General features: G+C 43.4%; 13 protein-coding genes. 11 read left to right on the top strand and 2 right to left on the bottom strand.

All coding sequences use genetic code 11. From position 1 onward, the window contains the following. Window positions 1-25 precede the first annotated feature (25 nt). Together BWD42_RS14860 and nagA are read right to left on the bottom strand one after the other, a co-directional pair. The gene (locus BWD42_RS14860) at window positions 26-1,657 is read right to left on the bottom strand and encodes a glycoside hydrolase family 10 protein (protein WP_077437182.1); all 1,632 of its coding nucleotides are present in this window, start codon (window positions 1,655-1,657) and stop codon (window positions 26-28) included. Between the two features lie 173 nt (window positions 1,658-1,830). Continuing rightward, on the bottom strand, window positions 1,831-2,937 hold the full coding sequence (nagA, locus tag BWD42_RS14865; RefSeq protein ID WP_077437376.1) for an N-acetylglucosamine-6-phosphate deacetylase: 1,107 nt from the start codon (window positions 2,935-2,937) through the stop codon (window positions 1,831-1,833). 276 nt (window positions 2,938-3,213) lie between these two features. On the opposite strand from nagA, the gene BWD42_RS25130 reads away from it, so the two are divergent. The 11 genes from BWD42_RS25130 (at window position 3,214) to lipB (ending at window position 16,672) form a co-directional block, all read left to right on the top strand. Continuing rightward, entirely contained in the window at window positions 3,214-3,345 is a 132-nt protein-coding gene (locus BWD42_RS25130; RefSeq protein WP_317041807.1) for a DUF6728 family protein, read from the top strand. A 9-nt stretch (window positions 3,346-3,354) separates the two neighbouring features. Beyond that, on the top strand, window positions 3,355-3,741 hold the full coding sequence (locus BWD42_RS14870; protein ID WP_077437183.1) for a RidA family protein: 387 nt from the start codon (window positions 3,355-3,357) through the stop codon (window positions 3,739-3,741). A 3-nt stretch (window positions 3,742-3,744) separates the two neighbouring features. Further along, window positions 3,745-4,656, top strand: coding sequence for an EamA family transporter (locus tag BWD42_RS14875; protein ID WP_254846247.1), 912 nt, complete (start codon window positions 3,745-3,747; stop codon window positions 4,654-4,656). A gap of 179 nt (window positions 4,657-4,835) precedes the next feature. Then, entirely contained in the window at window positions 4,836-5,444 is a 609-nt protein-coding gene (locus BWD42_RS14880) for a hypothetical protein (protein WP_077437184.1), read from the top strand. 448 nt (window positions 5,445-5,892) lie between these two features. Next, window positions 5,893-8,952 carry a SusC/RagA family TonB-linked outer membrane protein gene (locus tag BWD42_RS14885; protein WP_077437185.1) on the top strand — a complete coding sequence of 1,020 codons (3,060 nt, stop codon included), beginning with the start codon at window positions 5,893-5,895 and terminating at the stop codon, window positions 8,950-8,952. A gap of 10 nt (window positions 8,953-8,962) precedes the next feature. Further along, complete coding sequence (locus BWD42_RS14890) at window positions 8,963-10,633, top strand: RagB/SusD family nutrient uptake outer membrane protein (protein ID WP_077437186.1); 1,671 nt, start codon at window positions 8,963-8,965, stop codon at window positions 10,631-10,633. A 207-nt stretch (window positions 10,634-10,840) separates the two neighbouring features. Then, window positions 10,841-11,257, top strand: a complete 417-nt coding sequence (locus BWD42_RS14895) for a hypothetical protein (RefSeq protein WP_139351172.1) — start codon at window positions 10,841-10,843, stop codon at window positions 11,255-11,257. An 83-nt stretch (window positions 11,258-11,340) separates the two neighbouring features. After that, entirely contained in the window at window positions 11,341-12,054 is a 714-nt protein-coding gene (locus BWD42_RS14900) for a hypothetical protein (RefSeq protein WP_077437188.1), read from the top strand. A gap of 36 nt (window positions 12,055-12,090) precedes the next feature. Next, window positions 12,091-14,196: an ATP-dependent DNA helicase RecG gene (recG, locus tag BWD42_RS14905; RefSeq protein WP_077437189.1), complete on the top strand. Its 2,106-nt coding sequence runs from the start codon at window positions 12,091-12,093 to the stop codon at window positions 14,194-14,196. A gap of 531 nt (window positions 14,197-14,727) precedes the next feature. After that, entirely contained in the window at window positions 14,728-15,918 is a 1,191-nt protein-coding gene (hflX, locus tag BWD42_RS14910; protein WP_077437190.1) for a GTPase HflX, read from the top strand. A gap of 58 nt (window positions 15,919-15,976) precedes the next feature. Next, on the top strand, window positions 15,977-16,672 hold the full coding sequence (lipB, locus tag BWD42_RS14915; RefSeq protein WP_077437191.1) for a lipoyl(octanoyl) transferase LipB: 696 nt from the start codon (window positions 15,977-15,979) through the stop codon (window positions 16,670-16,672). Window positions 16,673-16,674 lie beyond the last annotated feature (2 nt).

Below are 16,674 nucleotides of genomic sequence, written 5' to 3' on the forward strand. Positions count from 1 at the left end.
CTTTTTCAAATAGTACAAAAGTTCTTTATTTGATTTTTTCAGCGATATAAGGGCTTTCATTGCTCAGACGGTCAACAGCCTTAACCGCAACATATTGCAGTTTTTTATTATTTAACGACGTCGGCACATCTTTCGTTGTTACACCCGGTTCCAGGATCTCATACGTCCATTGCCCACCATAGTTCAGATACAGCACCCATTTTGCAACCTGGTCTACTTGCTGATGCTGCCATTTCAAGAAAATATTATTTCCTTGTGGTGTCAGCAACAACGACGGTTTCAATAGTGGGTTCGCATTCAGCCATGGCGTTGTTGGGACCAAGGCCTTAGCTTGATAAGGTCCATCCACAAGCGCTTGGGTCATCGCTGGATTTTTTGTTAGGCCTGCCAAACTCCAATGAATAACACCCTCCCGATTATTTGGTAAAAGATCCCTTGCCGCGGCAACCTGATTGACAATTTCCTGCACATATTCTGGTCCACGTCTTCCCACCGTATTGATCCCCGGCCAAAGGTGACGGCCCATGGTATTTTCACTTTCCCACCATTTCAATAAAGCCGTATAACTTTGTCTAGCGGGTTGGATTGGCCAATAAAGCTGCGGCGCAAAATAATCAACCCAACCTTTGTTCAACCACAGCTTGGCATCAGCATATAACATATCGTATTGACTTGAACCCTGTATTCCCGCAGGATATCCCGGCTTCCAGATCCCAAAAGGACTGATCCCAAATTTCACAAAATTCTTTTCCTTTTTAATATCTTTGTAAATACGTTCAATAAAGGTATTCACACTGTTTCTCCTAAAATCACCGCGCGAAAGGGTACCACCATTACGTTTAAATTCGTTATAGCTATCCGAATCCGGGAAGTCTTGTCCGCCATTGTATTCCGCATAAGGATAGAAGTAGTCATCAAAATGTACCCCATCAATATCATAACGCTTCACAATATCCATGACCACGCGGGCTGCATGATCCTGTGTCGACTGTTTCGATGGGTCAAACCAGTAATATCCCTGCTTTAATTTCACAACAGATTCAGGCATCTTGCGTGCCATTGAAGATGATGTCACTGTTCCTCCGGCAGTATGGTGCGCACGATAAGGATTTAACCAAACATGAAGCTCGATTCCCCTTTTGTGTGCCTGCTCCACCCAAAATTCCAGTGGGTCATAATAAGGTGATGGCGCCTGACCTTCAGTTCCTGTCAAAAAATAAGACCAAGGTTCTAGATCACTCTTATAAAAAGCATCCGCCGAGGGACGGACCTGGAAGACAACCGCATTAAAATTATTGTTCTTTAAAAAATCCAAAATACCGATCGCTTCCTGCTGCTGCTCGGCAGTACTGAGGTAATTTTTGCTCGGCCAGTTGATATTGGCGACAGAGGCCACCCAGGCCGCACGGAATTCGCGTGGCACAGCCGGGAGTTCAACAACGATATCCTTCTTTTTTTCAACAGCAGGCTGTTCTTTGGTCTCTTTAGTCTCGATTGTATTTTTCATCCGCTCTCTTTTTGGAACCGAAGGCGGATCTTTTTTTACAATTTCAACATTGGTATTCGTATTTACAGGTTCTTCCTTTTTATTTTTCTTGGATGAACAAGAAGACAAAAGAAAGACTGCCGTAGCTAAAAATAATAAGGAACGTTTCATTAAGCGATAAAGTCTAGTGTTTTTTTTCAAAATAACTCCCAAAACTAAGCTAAATTTCAATAGGAAAGAAATTCAGCTTTCGTTCACCCTTCTTACAATATGTTTACATCAGATGAAAATACTCCTCATATAAGTCAATTTCTGATGATAACATAATCTTCCCAACAGGCTCATCAATAGCGCGGCTCCCCTTTAAAGAAAACCTGCTCCAAACTGAAATCATCCGTAAACACGATGACATTAGCCATGCTACCTACATTGAGATTCCCAATATCGCTTCTTTGCAACAGGTTTGCTGGATAGCTTGTGGCCATCCGGATTGCTTCGTCCAATGGGATTCCCACCTGCTCTACACAATTTCTGATTCCTTCAAACAGGGAAATGGCTGCTCCTGAAATCGTGCCATCCGGCAAAGCGTAATAACCGTCATTCAACACATGCTGATAAATCCCTTTATCACAGGCGGCAACAGCATCAGTAATCATAAATAAACGGTCGCCCATTTGCTTTTTAGCAATTTTCACGGCTTCAAAGCTGACATGATGTCCATCCACAATAATACTCGCACAGGCTTTGTGATGGTTAAAAATAGCTCCGACCAAACCCACCTCGCGATGATGCAATGGCGACATGGCGTTAAACAGATGTGTACTCGTCGGGATTCCTGCATCGTAACCATGTGTCCCTTCGACAAAAGTAGCGTCACTGTGCCCAGCACTGAGCAGCAACTGATAGGTTTGCAGATACCGCAGCAGTTGATCCGAAAAACATTCAGGAGCAATTGTCATCATCTTAACAACCTTAGTCCCTAGGAGCAGATCGTCAATCCTTTCCTTCGTCGGTTTTATAATCAGTTCTTCCGGATGAGCTCCCCGTTTTTTTGCATTCAGAAATGGACCTTCTAGGTGCAGCCCCAGAAAAGCATCATGATGGTAGCTCTCAGCGACACGGATAGCTTCTTTGAACACCGGAATAGTATTCGTTGCCAAAGTCATCATATAGGAAGTCGTCCCCTTATCAATCAATCCGTCAGAGATCCGCTCCAATGACTCCTGACTGAGCTCGGCAGAATAGAGATCCGAACCGTCACCATATAACTGCAGATCAACCAATCCGGCGCAGATATTCGCGCCTTTGACATCATGAAGATGATAATCCGCGGGGATATCTTTATCATTGACCGTACCAACAATCTTCGCTCTCTCTAAAAGCAATGTCTTTTTTTCTAAAACTTCTGTGCCGGTATAGATCTTACCGCCAGTCAATGCTATTTTCTTCATTAAAATCATTTTACATTTTTCCTTTGGGACGCTTCAACTTGCAAACATATCGGGGTCAGAATATCGACTTATTATCCGCTCGAAGAGCTTAAGACATCGCCGCAACAATTCTTCCTTAGCCCCTACCATACCTTCTTCCGGTTTCCCTGTATTTTTCAGCCGTAAAAATTTACACAGTAGGCTCCTGATCCTAAAGTTAGGATTTGTATTCGCCCTATCCCAAAGTTTTTGCGTTTTTAATTTTAACTTTTTAATTTACTGTCGTAACTTAGTTCCATGTACTTTTTCAGAAAGCGCAACGCTGACCGGCCCAGCAATGGCAGTATCAGAGCCATGCATATCATTAATGCAACGGCTATTATTGTCTTTTTATTGGGGCTGATCTATAAAATATTTTTTTCATCCTAAACAAGCATCATGTCAAAAAAAGAGATCTTAAATACAGACAAAGCTCCTGCAGCGATCGGACCCTATAATCAAGCTATCAAAGCAGGAAATACCCTTTATGTATCGGGTCAGATTCCACTTATACCAGAGACCATGGAACTGATATCTTCAGGTGTAAAAGATGAAGCACACCAAGTGTTGAAAAATGTGGAGGCCATCTTAACACATGCAGGCTATACATTTCAGGATGTTGTCAAAGCCTCAATTTTTTTAAGTGACATGGGCAATTTTAGCCTTGTTAATGATGTGTATGCCGAATATTTCAAGGAGGCACAACCGGCACGTGAGTGTGTGGCCGTGAAAACATTACCAAAAAACGTCAATGTCGAAATTTCGGTCATTGCCTGGAAAGATTAATCCGTGGAAAATAATAACGAAACTGTAAGCCGCGGAAAATATCTTTTCGCGGCTTTTTTGGCACCTTTTATCTGGGGGTTCATGTCCATTTCGGTTCGCTGGATACGGGAATATCCCGCCGAGGATATTCTATATTTCAGGATAATAACGGCTTTAGCTGTGCTCTGGCTCTACCTCTTGTTATTCCAAAGAAAGACTCTGCGTTCAGACCTCGAAAAATTCAGAAACCTCCCCCGAAACCATAAGATTCGGCAGAGCGGCCTTACTATACTCGCTTCCCTGCTGATTTTCGGCAATTGGTTTACGTATATCTATGCCGTCAATCATATCAGTATCCAATCTGCGGCACTGGCCTACCTGACCTGTCCATTGATCACTGCAGCAGCAGCCTACTTTATCTTAAAAGAAGCATTGCGCCCCATTCAGAAGGTGGCGTTACTCATCGCATTTGGCAGTGTTTGTCTATTGGCCAAGGGTTCATTGAATGATGTTTTGTGGGCCGCAACCATTGCAACCTTTTATGCCTTCTACCTTATCGTACAGCGCATCTCGACCGGTTTTAACAAACTCAACCAATTAGTTGTCCAACTGAGCATCTGCGCCCTATTTGTCATTCCCAAACTGATCTATAACCACCATGATATTCCTACCGCTCCCATCTTCTGGGGTACAATTTTACTGATCGCTGTTGTATTCACTATTATCCCGCTTTTCTTGAGCATGTATGCGCTAACCGGAATTTCCTCAACAACAGCAGGCGTATTGTTATACATCAATCCAATCATTGCCTTCACGCTGGCGGCGACCTATTTTCAGGAATCAGTCCCCTTTGTCAAGTACGTAGCTTATGGTATTATACTATTGGCGATTGTTCTATTCAACAGCAGCAATTTGCGGCAGATTAAGAAAAATTAGATTAGGATGTAGCGAAGCAGATAGGATATGCGTATTTATGGTGTAAATAACCAATAAATTAAATACAAATTATGAGACATCATGTAATATACGGCCTATTTTTTTTATGCCTAATTTTTGTTTCCTGTAAAAAAGAAAGTCTCTCATCGGATCATTGGGGGGAATTAAGGGCTAAAAAAATGGAGGAAATCCAGCTCCTAATCAATTCTAAAACAGCAACAAATATTGATGACTGGTACGTAAAAGAAGCGAACCACTACTGGTGTGGAATGAGCTATTTTCCTATGCACAAATCGATGGAACAAGATTTTAACAGGCTATGGCAAGAATACAGAGACCTCTCCAAAAATGAAATAGATGCTGGGATTAAGGAAGGTGTTATTTATGAACCTTGCGATGACAATTATTGGTATAATGATTCTCCCATTCGTATGGTTCTTGAAAACCAACACCCAAAATTGATTTACCTACAAGATATTAGTCCGACAGAGTATAAAGAAATGCTACCTGCCCTTAAAGATAAAATCGACGCTTACAAAAATAAACTGACTTGTACAGGTAATGAGCAATGGTCAGCAACCCGGATTTTCGAAGGCTGTGATGAATCCCTATTACTTTACCAAAGAGATAAAGACTATACCGAAATCAAGAAAACTGTTGGGCGCTACAATGTGTTAAAGATCGCTTTAAGCAGCTTTGAAAAACCAGATTGCAAATTCACCCCTTCTCCAGCAGTCCAATCCATTACCTGCGAGAACGGCAAACCAACGATTCATCTGAAAAAGTAAGCAGCGAAATAGTAATTTTTAAAAAACTCCTCATACTTTATTTAATACCGGAAAGCTTCAACAATAAAATGTTGAAGCTTTCCGGCATTAAATATACCCCAAAAGATACATTTTTGACATAACGCAAAAAATTACAAAACAACACACAGCTAACAATCAAGTAGTTAGCGGCACAAATCCAGCATTTGTATCAATTTTGTTTCTTAAAATTTTTGATTTTTAATCAACAGTAGTAAATTAGTATTAATTAAGGGAATTCACATGTCCCTCTCCTCCCATCATATATAGGGTATTGAATAACATCCGATAATCATTTATTTTGCTCTCCTGGCAAGTTCAATCCCATTTTCACTAACCACATGCTAAATGGAATTAGCCCATTACCAAGGCAAAAGACTGCTATTGTGAAAAGAGGTATATAAAAAACTGAATATAACTCTTATACTAGATGAATAACAAATTATACACTACATTAAGGATGTTGAGTATTGTTCCAACAATGCTTTTTTCAGCATCTTTACTCCACGCACAGAGCAACCAGGTGAAAGGAACTGTTGTTGATGCAAAAACAAAAACTCCACTCGTCGGCGCCACCATTAAAGTATTGGGTACCTCGACCGCAAGCTCCACAGACAGTAAGGGAACATTTCAGATCAATGTAGACGACAAAAATCGTGTCCTGAATATCAGTACGATTGGCTACGAAAATAAAACCGTTACACTTGGACCCGGCGAAACCACCGTGACGATAAGTCTCGATGAACAGACACAACAACTTGAGAGTGTTGTTGTCACGGCACTCGGTATCAGCCGCGCACAGAAATCGCTTACCTATTCGACACAACAGGTCAATGGAGATGAACTGAACAAGGTAAAAAGTACCAATTTGGCCAATAACCTGAACGGTAAAGTAGCCGGGGTCAATATTGCTTCCAGTTCCTCCGGTCCTGGTGGTTCCGCAAAAGTCGTTTTACGTGGTAATAAGTCCGCTTCCGGTAACAACCAGGTATTATATGTGGTCGACGGTGTCCCGATCAATAACCAAACCTTAGCCGGTCAACCAGATAATGTTTTCGGTGGCCAGCGCGATGGTGGTGACCCGATATCACTGATCAATCCGGAGGACGTAGAAAATATCTCCGTACTAAAAGGAGCTTCCGCAGCAGCATTATATGGTAGTCAGGCCGCAAACGGTGTGATTTTGATCACCACCAAATCGGGGAAGCAAGGACGTACGACCATCAACTTTTCATCCAGTGCCCAAATCGAACAAGCAGTATCGACACCGAAGTTCCAGAACCAATATGGCCAAGGCTCAAAAGGCAAAAACAGTAACACAAGCGTGTTTAGCTGGGGTGATAAAACCAATGGCGCAAACTACGACAATGTTGGCGAATTTTTCCGTACGGGAAGTAATTTTACAAATTCACTGACACTCTCCGGCGGTAATGAGAAAAATCAAACCTACTTTTCTTATGCCAATACCCTTGCAAAAGGAATACTTCCAGAAAATGACCTGATGCGGCATAACTTCAATCTCAAAGAAAGTGCAACATTCTTTGATGATAAATTAACGGTCGAAGGAAGTGCAAACTACATTACACAAAAATTGGACAATGCGCCTACATCCGGATTCTATTATAGTCCTTTAGTAGGTCTTTATCTTTTACCCCGAAGTCTGAATATTGCGGATTATAAGAACTACGAAAAATTTAATCCAAATCGCAGCCTCAACGAGCAGAATTGGTTTACGCTTTCGGATGATGAAACCACACAACAAAATCCATGGTGGATTGCAAACCGGAACTCGACACGATCAACCAGAAACCGCTTATTGTTGAACGGAAGCGCAAAATATAAAATCGCACCATGGATCAGCGTGCAGGCACGCGGTAGCGTAGACCGGACGAGTGAGGTTTGGGACCGAAAAGCTTATGCAGGTACGCAGAAAATTCTTGCCCGCGAGAATGGAGCGTACAGCTACACCAATACCACCATTACACAACAATATGGTGATGTGGTTGCCAACATGAACTTTAACGCAGGAGACAAGCTGCAGATTACAGGATTGGTCGGTACGAGTATCACAGACTGGAAAACAGAAGGTACTGATTTCACCACCGGAAAAGATGGTCTAAAGGTTCCAAATCAATTCTTTATCCAAAATACAACCACTCCTGTCACTTCCACCTTATCTGCCAACCGCAGACAATTACAATCGGTATTTGCCTCGGCCAATTTAGCATATGATAATTGGATCTATTTGGACCTGACGGCTCGTAACGACTGGTCGAGTACACTTGCATTTACAGGTACAAAATCCTTCTTCTATCCTTCTGCGGGTCTGGGAATTGTACTGAATGACAAGCTCAACCTACCTGAATTTGTCAATATGGCCAAGATTCGCGGTTCTTACGCTGTAGTGGGGAACGACCTTCCACCTTATACGAGTCTATTGACAAATACAGTGAATCCTTATGCAGTGTTAACGGTTAATGATATTGCTTTCCTGAAAACTTTAAAACCGGAAAAGACCAAATCATTGGAAATCGGTACGGAATGGCGTATGTGGGATAGTCGTTTGAATGTCGACCTGACCTACTACAAAACCAATACAACAAATCAGTTCTTTAAGGTAGCCGCTAGCCACGCTTCATTGAACAAACAATATGCGATCAACGCCGGAAATATTCAAAATCAGGGGGTCGAAGCCTTGGTTTCATTGGATGCCATCAAGAATGATAATTTTACATGGACCACAAGCGTCAACTTCACCTACAACAAAAACAAGATTATCGAACTTGCAGATGCAGTACCTGAATTTAACCTGACCGGAGAAGGTAGAAATAACTTTGCTTCTAAACTGGAAGTTGGGGGATCTTTTGGTGACATCTACGGACAGGATTTTGTCCGCGATGATCAGGGCCGTATCTTAATTTCTGAGGACGGAATTCCACAAAAAACAAACGTCTATACCAAGCTTGGAAATTCCAATCCAATTTGGCAAATGGGCTGGAACAACAGTTTTAACTACAAAAACTTCAATTTAAGTTTCCTCATCGACGGCAAGTTCAACTATGAAGTGATGTCAGTGACACAATCTTTACTCGACGGTTATGGCGTATCGAAAGTAACTGGCGATGCCCGGGCCAATGGTGGTGTGATTGTCAATGGTGTCACGCCAGATGGCAAAGCGGTCACTAAAGTGGATGCGGAGCAATGGTACACATCAACTGCTGGTATGGGACCTGTGAGCAGTCAATATATCTATGACGGAACGGTGGTGAGACTGCGTGAACTTACCTTTGGTTATGATTTTAACATTAAAGATAGCTTCTTCAAAAAACTGCGTGTCAATGCTGTGGGAAGAAACCTATTCTATATCTCGAAAAAAGCACCTTTCGATCCCGAAGTGACCATGTCTACCGGCAACGCACTAAGCGGTGTTGATATCTTTATGATGCCAGCAACACGTAATTATGGTCTAACATTAAACGCAACGTTCTAACAGAAATACAATGAAATTTACAATAAAAAATATATCCAAGTTCTCTCTTGCACTTTTGGTTGTGGGCAGCACCTTGACAAGCTGTACCAAAAACTTTGAAGAGTACAACAAAAACAACATCGGTGTTACAGATGAGGACTTAAAAGGAGACGGACAAGATCTTGTCATTTTCCTTCGCAACGCTCAAATGTCCATTTATAACTTTTCAGGTGCTGGCGATCCAAACTCATACCAGGTGCAACAGAATCTGAATGCGGATGTTTATTCAGGCTTCTTTATGTCCCCAACGCCGTTCAATAGCGGCCAGAACAACCTCAATTATGCCATGGTAAATGGTTGGAACGGCGAATCTTTCCAAGTGTTATACCTCAATGTTATCAAGGCGATAGACAAATTGAAAAAAAATGGTCTTGCAGAAACTTATCCGGCATTATGGGGATCAGCGCTGGTCATCAAAGTGGAGGCTGCAAGCCGCGTTACTGATATCTATGGCCCTATCCCTTACAGTCAGGTGGGCACATCCAATACAATTCCTTACGATAAACAGTCGGATGTGTACAACAGCTTTTTCAAAGAACTTGATGAAGCGGTAACTGTACTGAAGGCTTATAAAGCAGATAGCCCAATGGCTGCAAAAATCGACCAGATTGATTTGGTTTTCCCAAATACAGATAATCAGGTAAGATTTAAAAATTGGTTAAAAATTGCCAACTCTCTGCGTTTACGCCTGGCAATGCGCCTGGTTAAAGTTGCCCCTCAGCTCGCAAAAGCACAAGCTGAAAAGGCATTGGATCCAGCCAATGGTGGTGTTCTGGAAAGCAATTCCGATAATTTCAAAGTTACCGTACCTACCGATGGGACCTATAGCAATCCACTTTGGTTTATTGCCAAAAACTGGGCCGATACACGTATCAATGCAACACTTTCATCTTACATGGTCGGACTGAAAGATCCTCGGATCTCGAAATATATGTCTCCCGTTTCAAATGATCCGACGTTGAAAGCAGTGGCAGGTCAATACATCGGTATTCGTACCGGTGCAGAGGGTATTGAAAAAGACAAATACCAAAAACTTTCAACATTGAATACAGAAGGTACCACACCGACCTTCACCGCGAGTACAGCACCGGTCCTGATGACAGCAGCAGAAGTTTACTTTTTACGCGCCGAAGCAGCCTTAAGAGGCTGGAACAATGCCGGCGGAACAGCGCAGGCATTGTATGAGAAGGGCGTGGAGACTTCATTCGCACAGTGGGGAGTTTCCTCAGCCGCGAATACTTACTTAAACGACAATACAAGCAAAGCGGCCGACTATGTCGATCCATTCAATGCAGACAATAATGCAAAATCACCAAGTTCATTAACGATCAAGTGGAACGAAGGTGCAACCAATGAGGAAAAACTAGAACGCATCATTACACAAAAATGGCTGGCCATCTTCCCTGAAGGACAGGAGGCATGGAGTGAATTCCGCCGTACCGGATATCCACGTTTATTCCCGGTAGTTGTCAACAACAGCGGTGGGCTCATCGACACCAAAATACAGATACGTCGATTGCCGTTCCCACAAAACGAATACAATACAAACCAAGCTGAAGTACAAAACGCGATATCACTTTTAGGCGGCCCCGACAATGGCGGAACCCGTCTATGGTGGGATGTTGCTAAAGGAAATTTCTAAGTAGAATTCCCAGCTATACCACAGCGGCTTAATCATAAGGTTAAGCCGCTTTTTTTTTGCGTACCGTTCATGTTTTCACCTTCCGCCCCCTCACCATCTGTCAATAAAACCTAGTTTTAAAATATCGCAGTCCCGAGAAATTTTCAATTGTCACTGTAGCAAACAGTACAGATTGACCGTTCAATAAAACAAACCAAATGTGCAATTATGAAAAGTTTGTCAACACTAGGCTTAACAACCATGCTCGCATGCATTATGCTATTTGTTGTCTGTAAATCCGAATCCCATCTTGACAATCTCTATAAAGGAAAAACCGAAAAGGAATTGGAAGCACTTTCAGCTGAAAAGTTCAGTAAAATCGTTGCATTCGCGAGCCCAAAAAACTGTTCCGACACCTCAGAATGGGAAATGATGGATATCCAGACCGTATGTGGCACTAGTTACATTCCTTACCACCGTTCAGTAGATAAGACCAGCTTGCAGAATATGGTCCATGATTATAATAAACTGATGAAAATATACCAGCCCATGATAGCGCCAAGGATCAACTGTATGCCCTATCAGAAACCTCTTGAAGTTATCTGTAAGGAAGGGAAAGCCTCTATTCTATACCAAAACCCCTAAAATCGCAAATATCATGGCTTCAAAACTGATCCATGCATCCTCCAGAAAGCCACAAAAATTGAACCGCACCAAATTATAGACAAATGAAAAAAATAATATTTACGCTTCCTATTATAGGATTTTTATTATTCCTAGCCTGTTCAAAAGACAATTTTAAATCGTTTGAATACTGGGACGAACAAGTGATTGAAAAAACTGAGGAACTCACTACGCTGCTCCAGTCTGTTCCCTGCACAAATATTGAGGAGTTTGAAATAATACAACAGCCCTACTATACCTATTACCTAGTACATTCCTCACTGAAGAGCCAATTCGAAAAATTAAAACAGGAATTGGATCATCTTCAGGACGAGCGTTATAAAGCCGCTGAACGTGAAGGTAAGATTCCTTATGAGACACAGCTTCTGAGCATGCCGATCCCCAATCCTCCCGTAGGAAAAATCTGTGACAACGGAAAACCCAAACTCCGCTTTGCAGATAATCTTTCCCTCGAAGAAGTAAACGTGGAATTGCCCAAAAGATACAAAGAGCTTCAAGAATTCTATAAAGACATTACCTGCGATAATCCAAACGATTGGCAAAGTCATTTTTTGCGAACAGGATGTTGTATGGAAGCAATCGCAGTACACAAAACCATCCGATCAGCAGAGATGATAGAAAAAATCCAACTATACAATCGACTCACCGAAAGAAAACTCAGTTTGGAAAAAACAAGCTGTCAAGGCGACTGTCCAAATAGCGCAAGACCAGTTCAATGCAGGGATGGCAAGCCATATATAGAAGTATATAAATCGTAAAAATTAAATTTTTCGTATTTTAGCCATTCGAGAAGAATGGCTGAATTAAGTTTAATTACCCCGATAGAATACCTCAAAGGTGTAGGTCCCCAAAAGGCAGATGTACTCAAAAAAGAGTTACAGGTATTTACCATTGGAGATCTGTTGACCCAATACCCTTTCCGTTATATCGACCGTACAGAATTCCACAAGATCCGAAAGCTGCATCCCGAAATGATGGCGGCGCAGGTACTGGGGCGCCTGGTTTCACTGCAACTCGTGGGTGAAAAAAGGACCAAACGCCTCGTCGGCTCATTCAAGGACGAAACAGGTTCCATGGAGCTCGTCTGGTTCCAGTCTATTCCCTGGCTCCAAAAGTCTTTGAAAGTAGGCTCGGCCTATATCATTTACGGCAAACCCAGTGAATTTAATGGACAGCTATCCATCACCCATCCTGAAATGGACCTCTACAATCCGCAGGTCAAGCAAGCGGGCAACATGAGCCTACAGCCGGTCTATTCCTCCACGGAAAAACTCAAAAAATTCAATTTGGACACCAAGGGCATCCAGCGCCTGCAGCAGACCGCATTGGAAACCGTGTTTCGGAGTATAGGTGAGACGATCCCCCAGGAAATAATCGCAAAACATCAGCTGGTTTCTCACCAGCAGGCTTTGGCCGCCATTCATTTCCCGAGCAACCAAAAGGAATTGAACCAGGCGATCAAGCGGATCAAATTTGAAGAACTGTTTTTCATCCAGCTCAAACTGCTCAACAATAAGCAGCTGAACACACAGAAATTCAGGGGGCAACGCTTCAACAAAGTAGGTGAAAAGTTCAACACTTTTTTTACCGAACGTCTTCCATTTCCATTGACCGGAGCACAGAAACGCGTTATTAAAGAAATCCGTATCGATACCAATACCGGCGCGCAGATGAACCGTCTGGTGCAGGGCGATGTAGGCTCCGGCAAAACCGTGGTTGCCCTGATGAGCATGCTGCTCGCCGTTGACAATGGTTTTCAGGCCTGTATGATGGCGCCGACAGAGATCCTGGCTACACAGCACTACCAGGGGCTCAAACAGCTCGTCGGCGATGATCTCGTCAGCATCAAGCTGCTTACCGGCTCAACCAGCACAAAAGAACGCCGGTTGATCCATCAGGCCCTCGAAGAGGGGACACTTGATATCCTGATCGGTACCCATGCACTCATTGAGGATAAGGTTCAATTTAAAAATCTCGGCTTCGTCGTGATCGATGAACAACACCGTTTTGGTGTGGAACAACGGGCCAAGCTCTGGCGCAAGAATGTTATTCCACCACATATGCTGGTGATGACAGCTACGCCCATTCCCCGAACCTTGGCGATGACCATGTATGGTGACCTCGATATTTCGGTGATCGACGAGCTTCCGGCCGGACGTAAGCCTATTAAAACCGTCCATTTCTTTGAGAGCTCCCGCCTGCGGATGTTTGGCTTCATGCGTGAAGAAATCGCCAAAGGCAGACAGGTCTATGTGGTCTATCCTTTGATCAAAGAAAGTGAAAAACTCGATCTGATCTATTTGGAGGCCGGCCTGGAGAATCTGCAGCGCGAATTCCCTCTTCCGCAGTATAAGATCAGTATTGTACACGGCAAAATGCCTGTGAAAGATAAGGATTTTGAGATGCAACGTTTTGTGAAACACGAGACGCAGATCATGGTGGCAACAACGGTAATTGAAGTTGGGGTCAATGTGCCCAATGCCTCGGTTATGGTCATTGAAAACTCCGAACGGTTTGGTCTCTCCCAGCTTCATCAATTGCGGGGACGCGTGGGCCGTGGCGCCGAACAGTCCTTTTGTATCTTGATGTCAGGAAATAAGCTCAGCAAAGAAGGGCGTCTCCGATTGGACACCATGGTGCGGACCAATGATGGTTTTGAGATTGCCGAAGTTGACTTACAGCTACGTGGCCCCGGCGACATTTCCGGTACACAACAGTCCGGCGTGCTCGACCTTAAGATGGCCAATCTGGCGACAGACCAGGCCTTATTGACCGAATGCAGAAACACCGTCATTGCCCTATTCAAAGAAGACCCTATGCTGCAAAGCGAAAAAAACTACTTGCTCCGGAGTTTTTTGGCCCGGAAATCAGATGGCATTGCCTGGGACAAAATCTCCTGATCATCGGCCAGCCGGCCATTAACAAGCTTCCCCCCCCCTCCATCACTTGTTTTATTCAGGAGTCCATTCAATGCTGTTCGAAAACGCTTCAACAAACTAGGATAAATCAGTTCGAAGACATGCCGTTACCAGTGAAACCTGTTTATCAAAATCAAGAAAAAGATCGCCGCCGCCAGCTAATAGACTATCTATCATCAATTCGCTTGTATATAAAATCAAAATTATTTATTTTTGCATCATTATGAACATGATATAGAAAATATCCCCTTCTTTTACTAGGCAAAAGATGGCGACCGACCGCTTACTTATTTTGAGTTGCCCTGGTAAGCAAATCACAAGAGACTTATTGGTTAATGAAGAATTATGTCCTATTTAGGTGCCCATCTTGTTTGGTGTACAAACGCATAAATTCTTAAATTTACCTTTTCAAAACAATAATTAAAAGTGAACGTATAACAAGATATAGGCAATAGATCGCAGTGTGCGGCTTAGTGACCTACCTACTTCACTTAATATACTTAATAGGACAAAATGGCCAGAATTAAAATACACGATACAGCAATAAAACCCGAAACAGCCGTCTTGGTCAGTGTGATCACGCAGGGCGTGACTGAGGCAAAAGCAAAGGAATATCTGGAAGAACTTGAATTTCTTGTACAGACAGCCGGTGGCGAGACCAAAGGCATGTTTACACAGAAATTAGCTTTTCCGGATAGAGCGACATTTGTCGGCAGTGGAAAACTTGAAGAGATCAAAGCCTATGTCGAAGCTGAAGAGATTGACATTGTTGTCTTTGACGATGAGTTGTCCCCTTCCCAATTGCGCAACATCGAGAAAGAACTCAAACGCAAGATTTTGGACCGTTCCAATCTGATCCTGGATATCTTTGCCCGACATGCAAAAACTGCACAGGCAAAAACCCAGGTCGAACTGGCGCAGCTGCAATACCTGTTACCCCGATTGACCCGCCTGTGGACCCACTTGGAGCGTCAGCGTGGGGGGATCGGTATGCGTGGTCCCGGTGAATCGCAGATCGAAACCGATAGACGGATTATCCTGGACAAAATTTCATTGTTCAAGGAAAGACTGCGCGCGATCGACAAGCAGAATGAAACCCAGCGCAAAAACCGTGGCGAGATGATCCGCGTAGCGCTGGTAGGCTATACAAACGTCGGTAAATCAACGATCATGAACATGATCTCCAAATCTGACGTGTTGATCGAAAACAAGCTCTTCGCAACGCTTGACACAACAGTACGCAAGGTTGTTATCGATAATCTTCCCTTCCTGTTGTCCGACACGGTAGGATTTATCCGCAAATTACCGCATCATCTGGTGGAATGTTTCAAATCTACCTTGGATGAGGTCAGAGAGGCAGATGTGCTGATCCACGTGGTGGATATCTCACACCCTAACTTTGAAGATCACATCCAGGCCGTAAATGAGACATTGAAAGACCTGAAAGCGCTGGATAAGCCCGTGATCACCGTGTTCAACAAGATAGACTTGTACAAACCGGCAGTTGAAGAAGGACAGGACGGTGAAGAGGTGGAGGTTACATTGGACGATTTCCGCAATTCATGGATGGCGAAAAATTCCGATCCGGCGATCTTCCTATCTGCAACAAACAAGACAAATATCGAAGAGTTCAAGCAAACCCTTTACGATATCATCGTGAAGATGCATAATGAACGTTACCCGTACAACAATTTGTTGTATTAATTTGACTAACATGATGGCGGATCGTTACCGACGATCCGTCTTCTTAAAAAGATAAGCAATGAATAAAGTGGTGCAGTTCCAAGACTGGGGACTTGTAGACTATCAGGAAGCCTGGGATAGACAAGAGTCCATCTTCAAGGGCGTATTGGATATCAAACACGACAATCGGGTCAATGCGACGACGACAGACACACCAAACTACCTGATCTTCACAGCCCACCCCCATGTCTACACCTTAGGAAAAAGCGGGCACGAAGAATACCTGCTCCTGGATGAGAAAGGCCTGGAAGAAAAAGAAGCGAAGTTCTATAAGATCAACCGCGGTGGTGATATCACCTACCATGGACCGGGTCAGATTGTAGGCTATCCGATTCTGGATCTCGACAACTTCTTTACCGATATTCACCTTTATTTAAGGACATTGGAAGAAGCCATTATCCTGACCTGCGCCGATTACGGTGTTTCAGCAGGACGATATCCTGGATTTACAGGCGTCTGGATCGAACCGGACAAGCCCACGGCCCGCAAGATCTGCGCGATGGGCGTACGCGCCTCACGCTGGGTCACCATGCATGGCTTCGCCTTTAACGTCAATACAGATCTGGACTATTTCAACAATATTATCCCCTGTGGTATCGACGATAAAGACGTGACCTCATTGAAACGGGAACTTGGTCAGGAAGTCGATATGGATGACGTGAAGGAAAAACTTCGCGGACACATCGCCAGACTTTTTGAAATGGAAGTCATCTAGCA

The sequence above is a fragment of the Sphingobacterium sp. CZ-UAM genome, assembly GCF_002000245.1.
Taxonomy (GTDB): domain Bacteria; phylum Bacteroidota; class Bacteroidia; order Sphingobacteriales; family Sphingobacteriaceae; genus Sphingobacterium.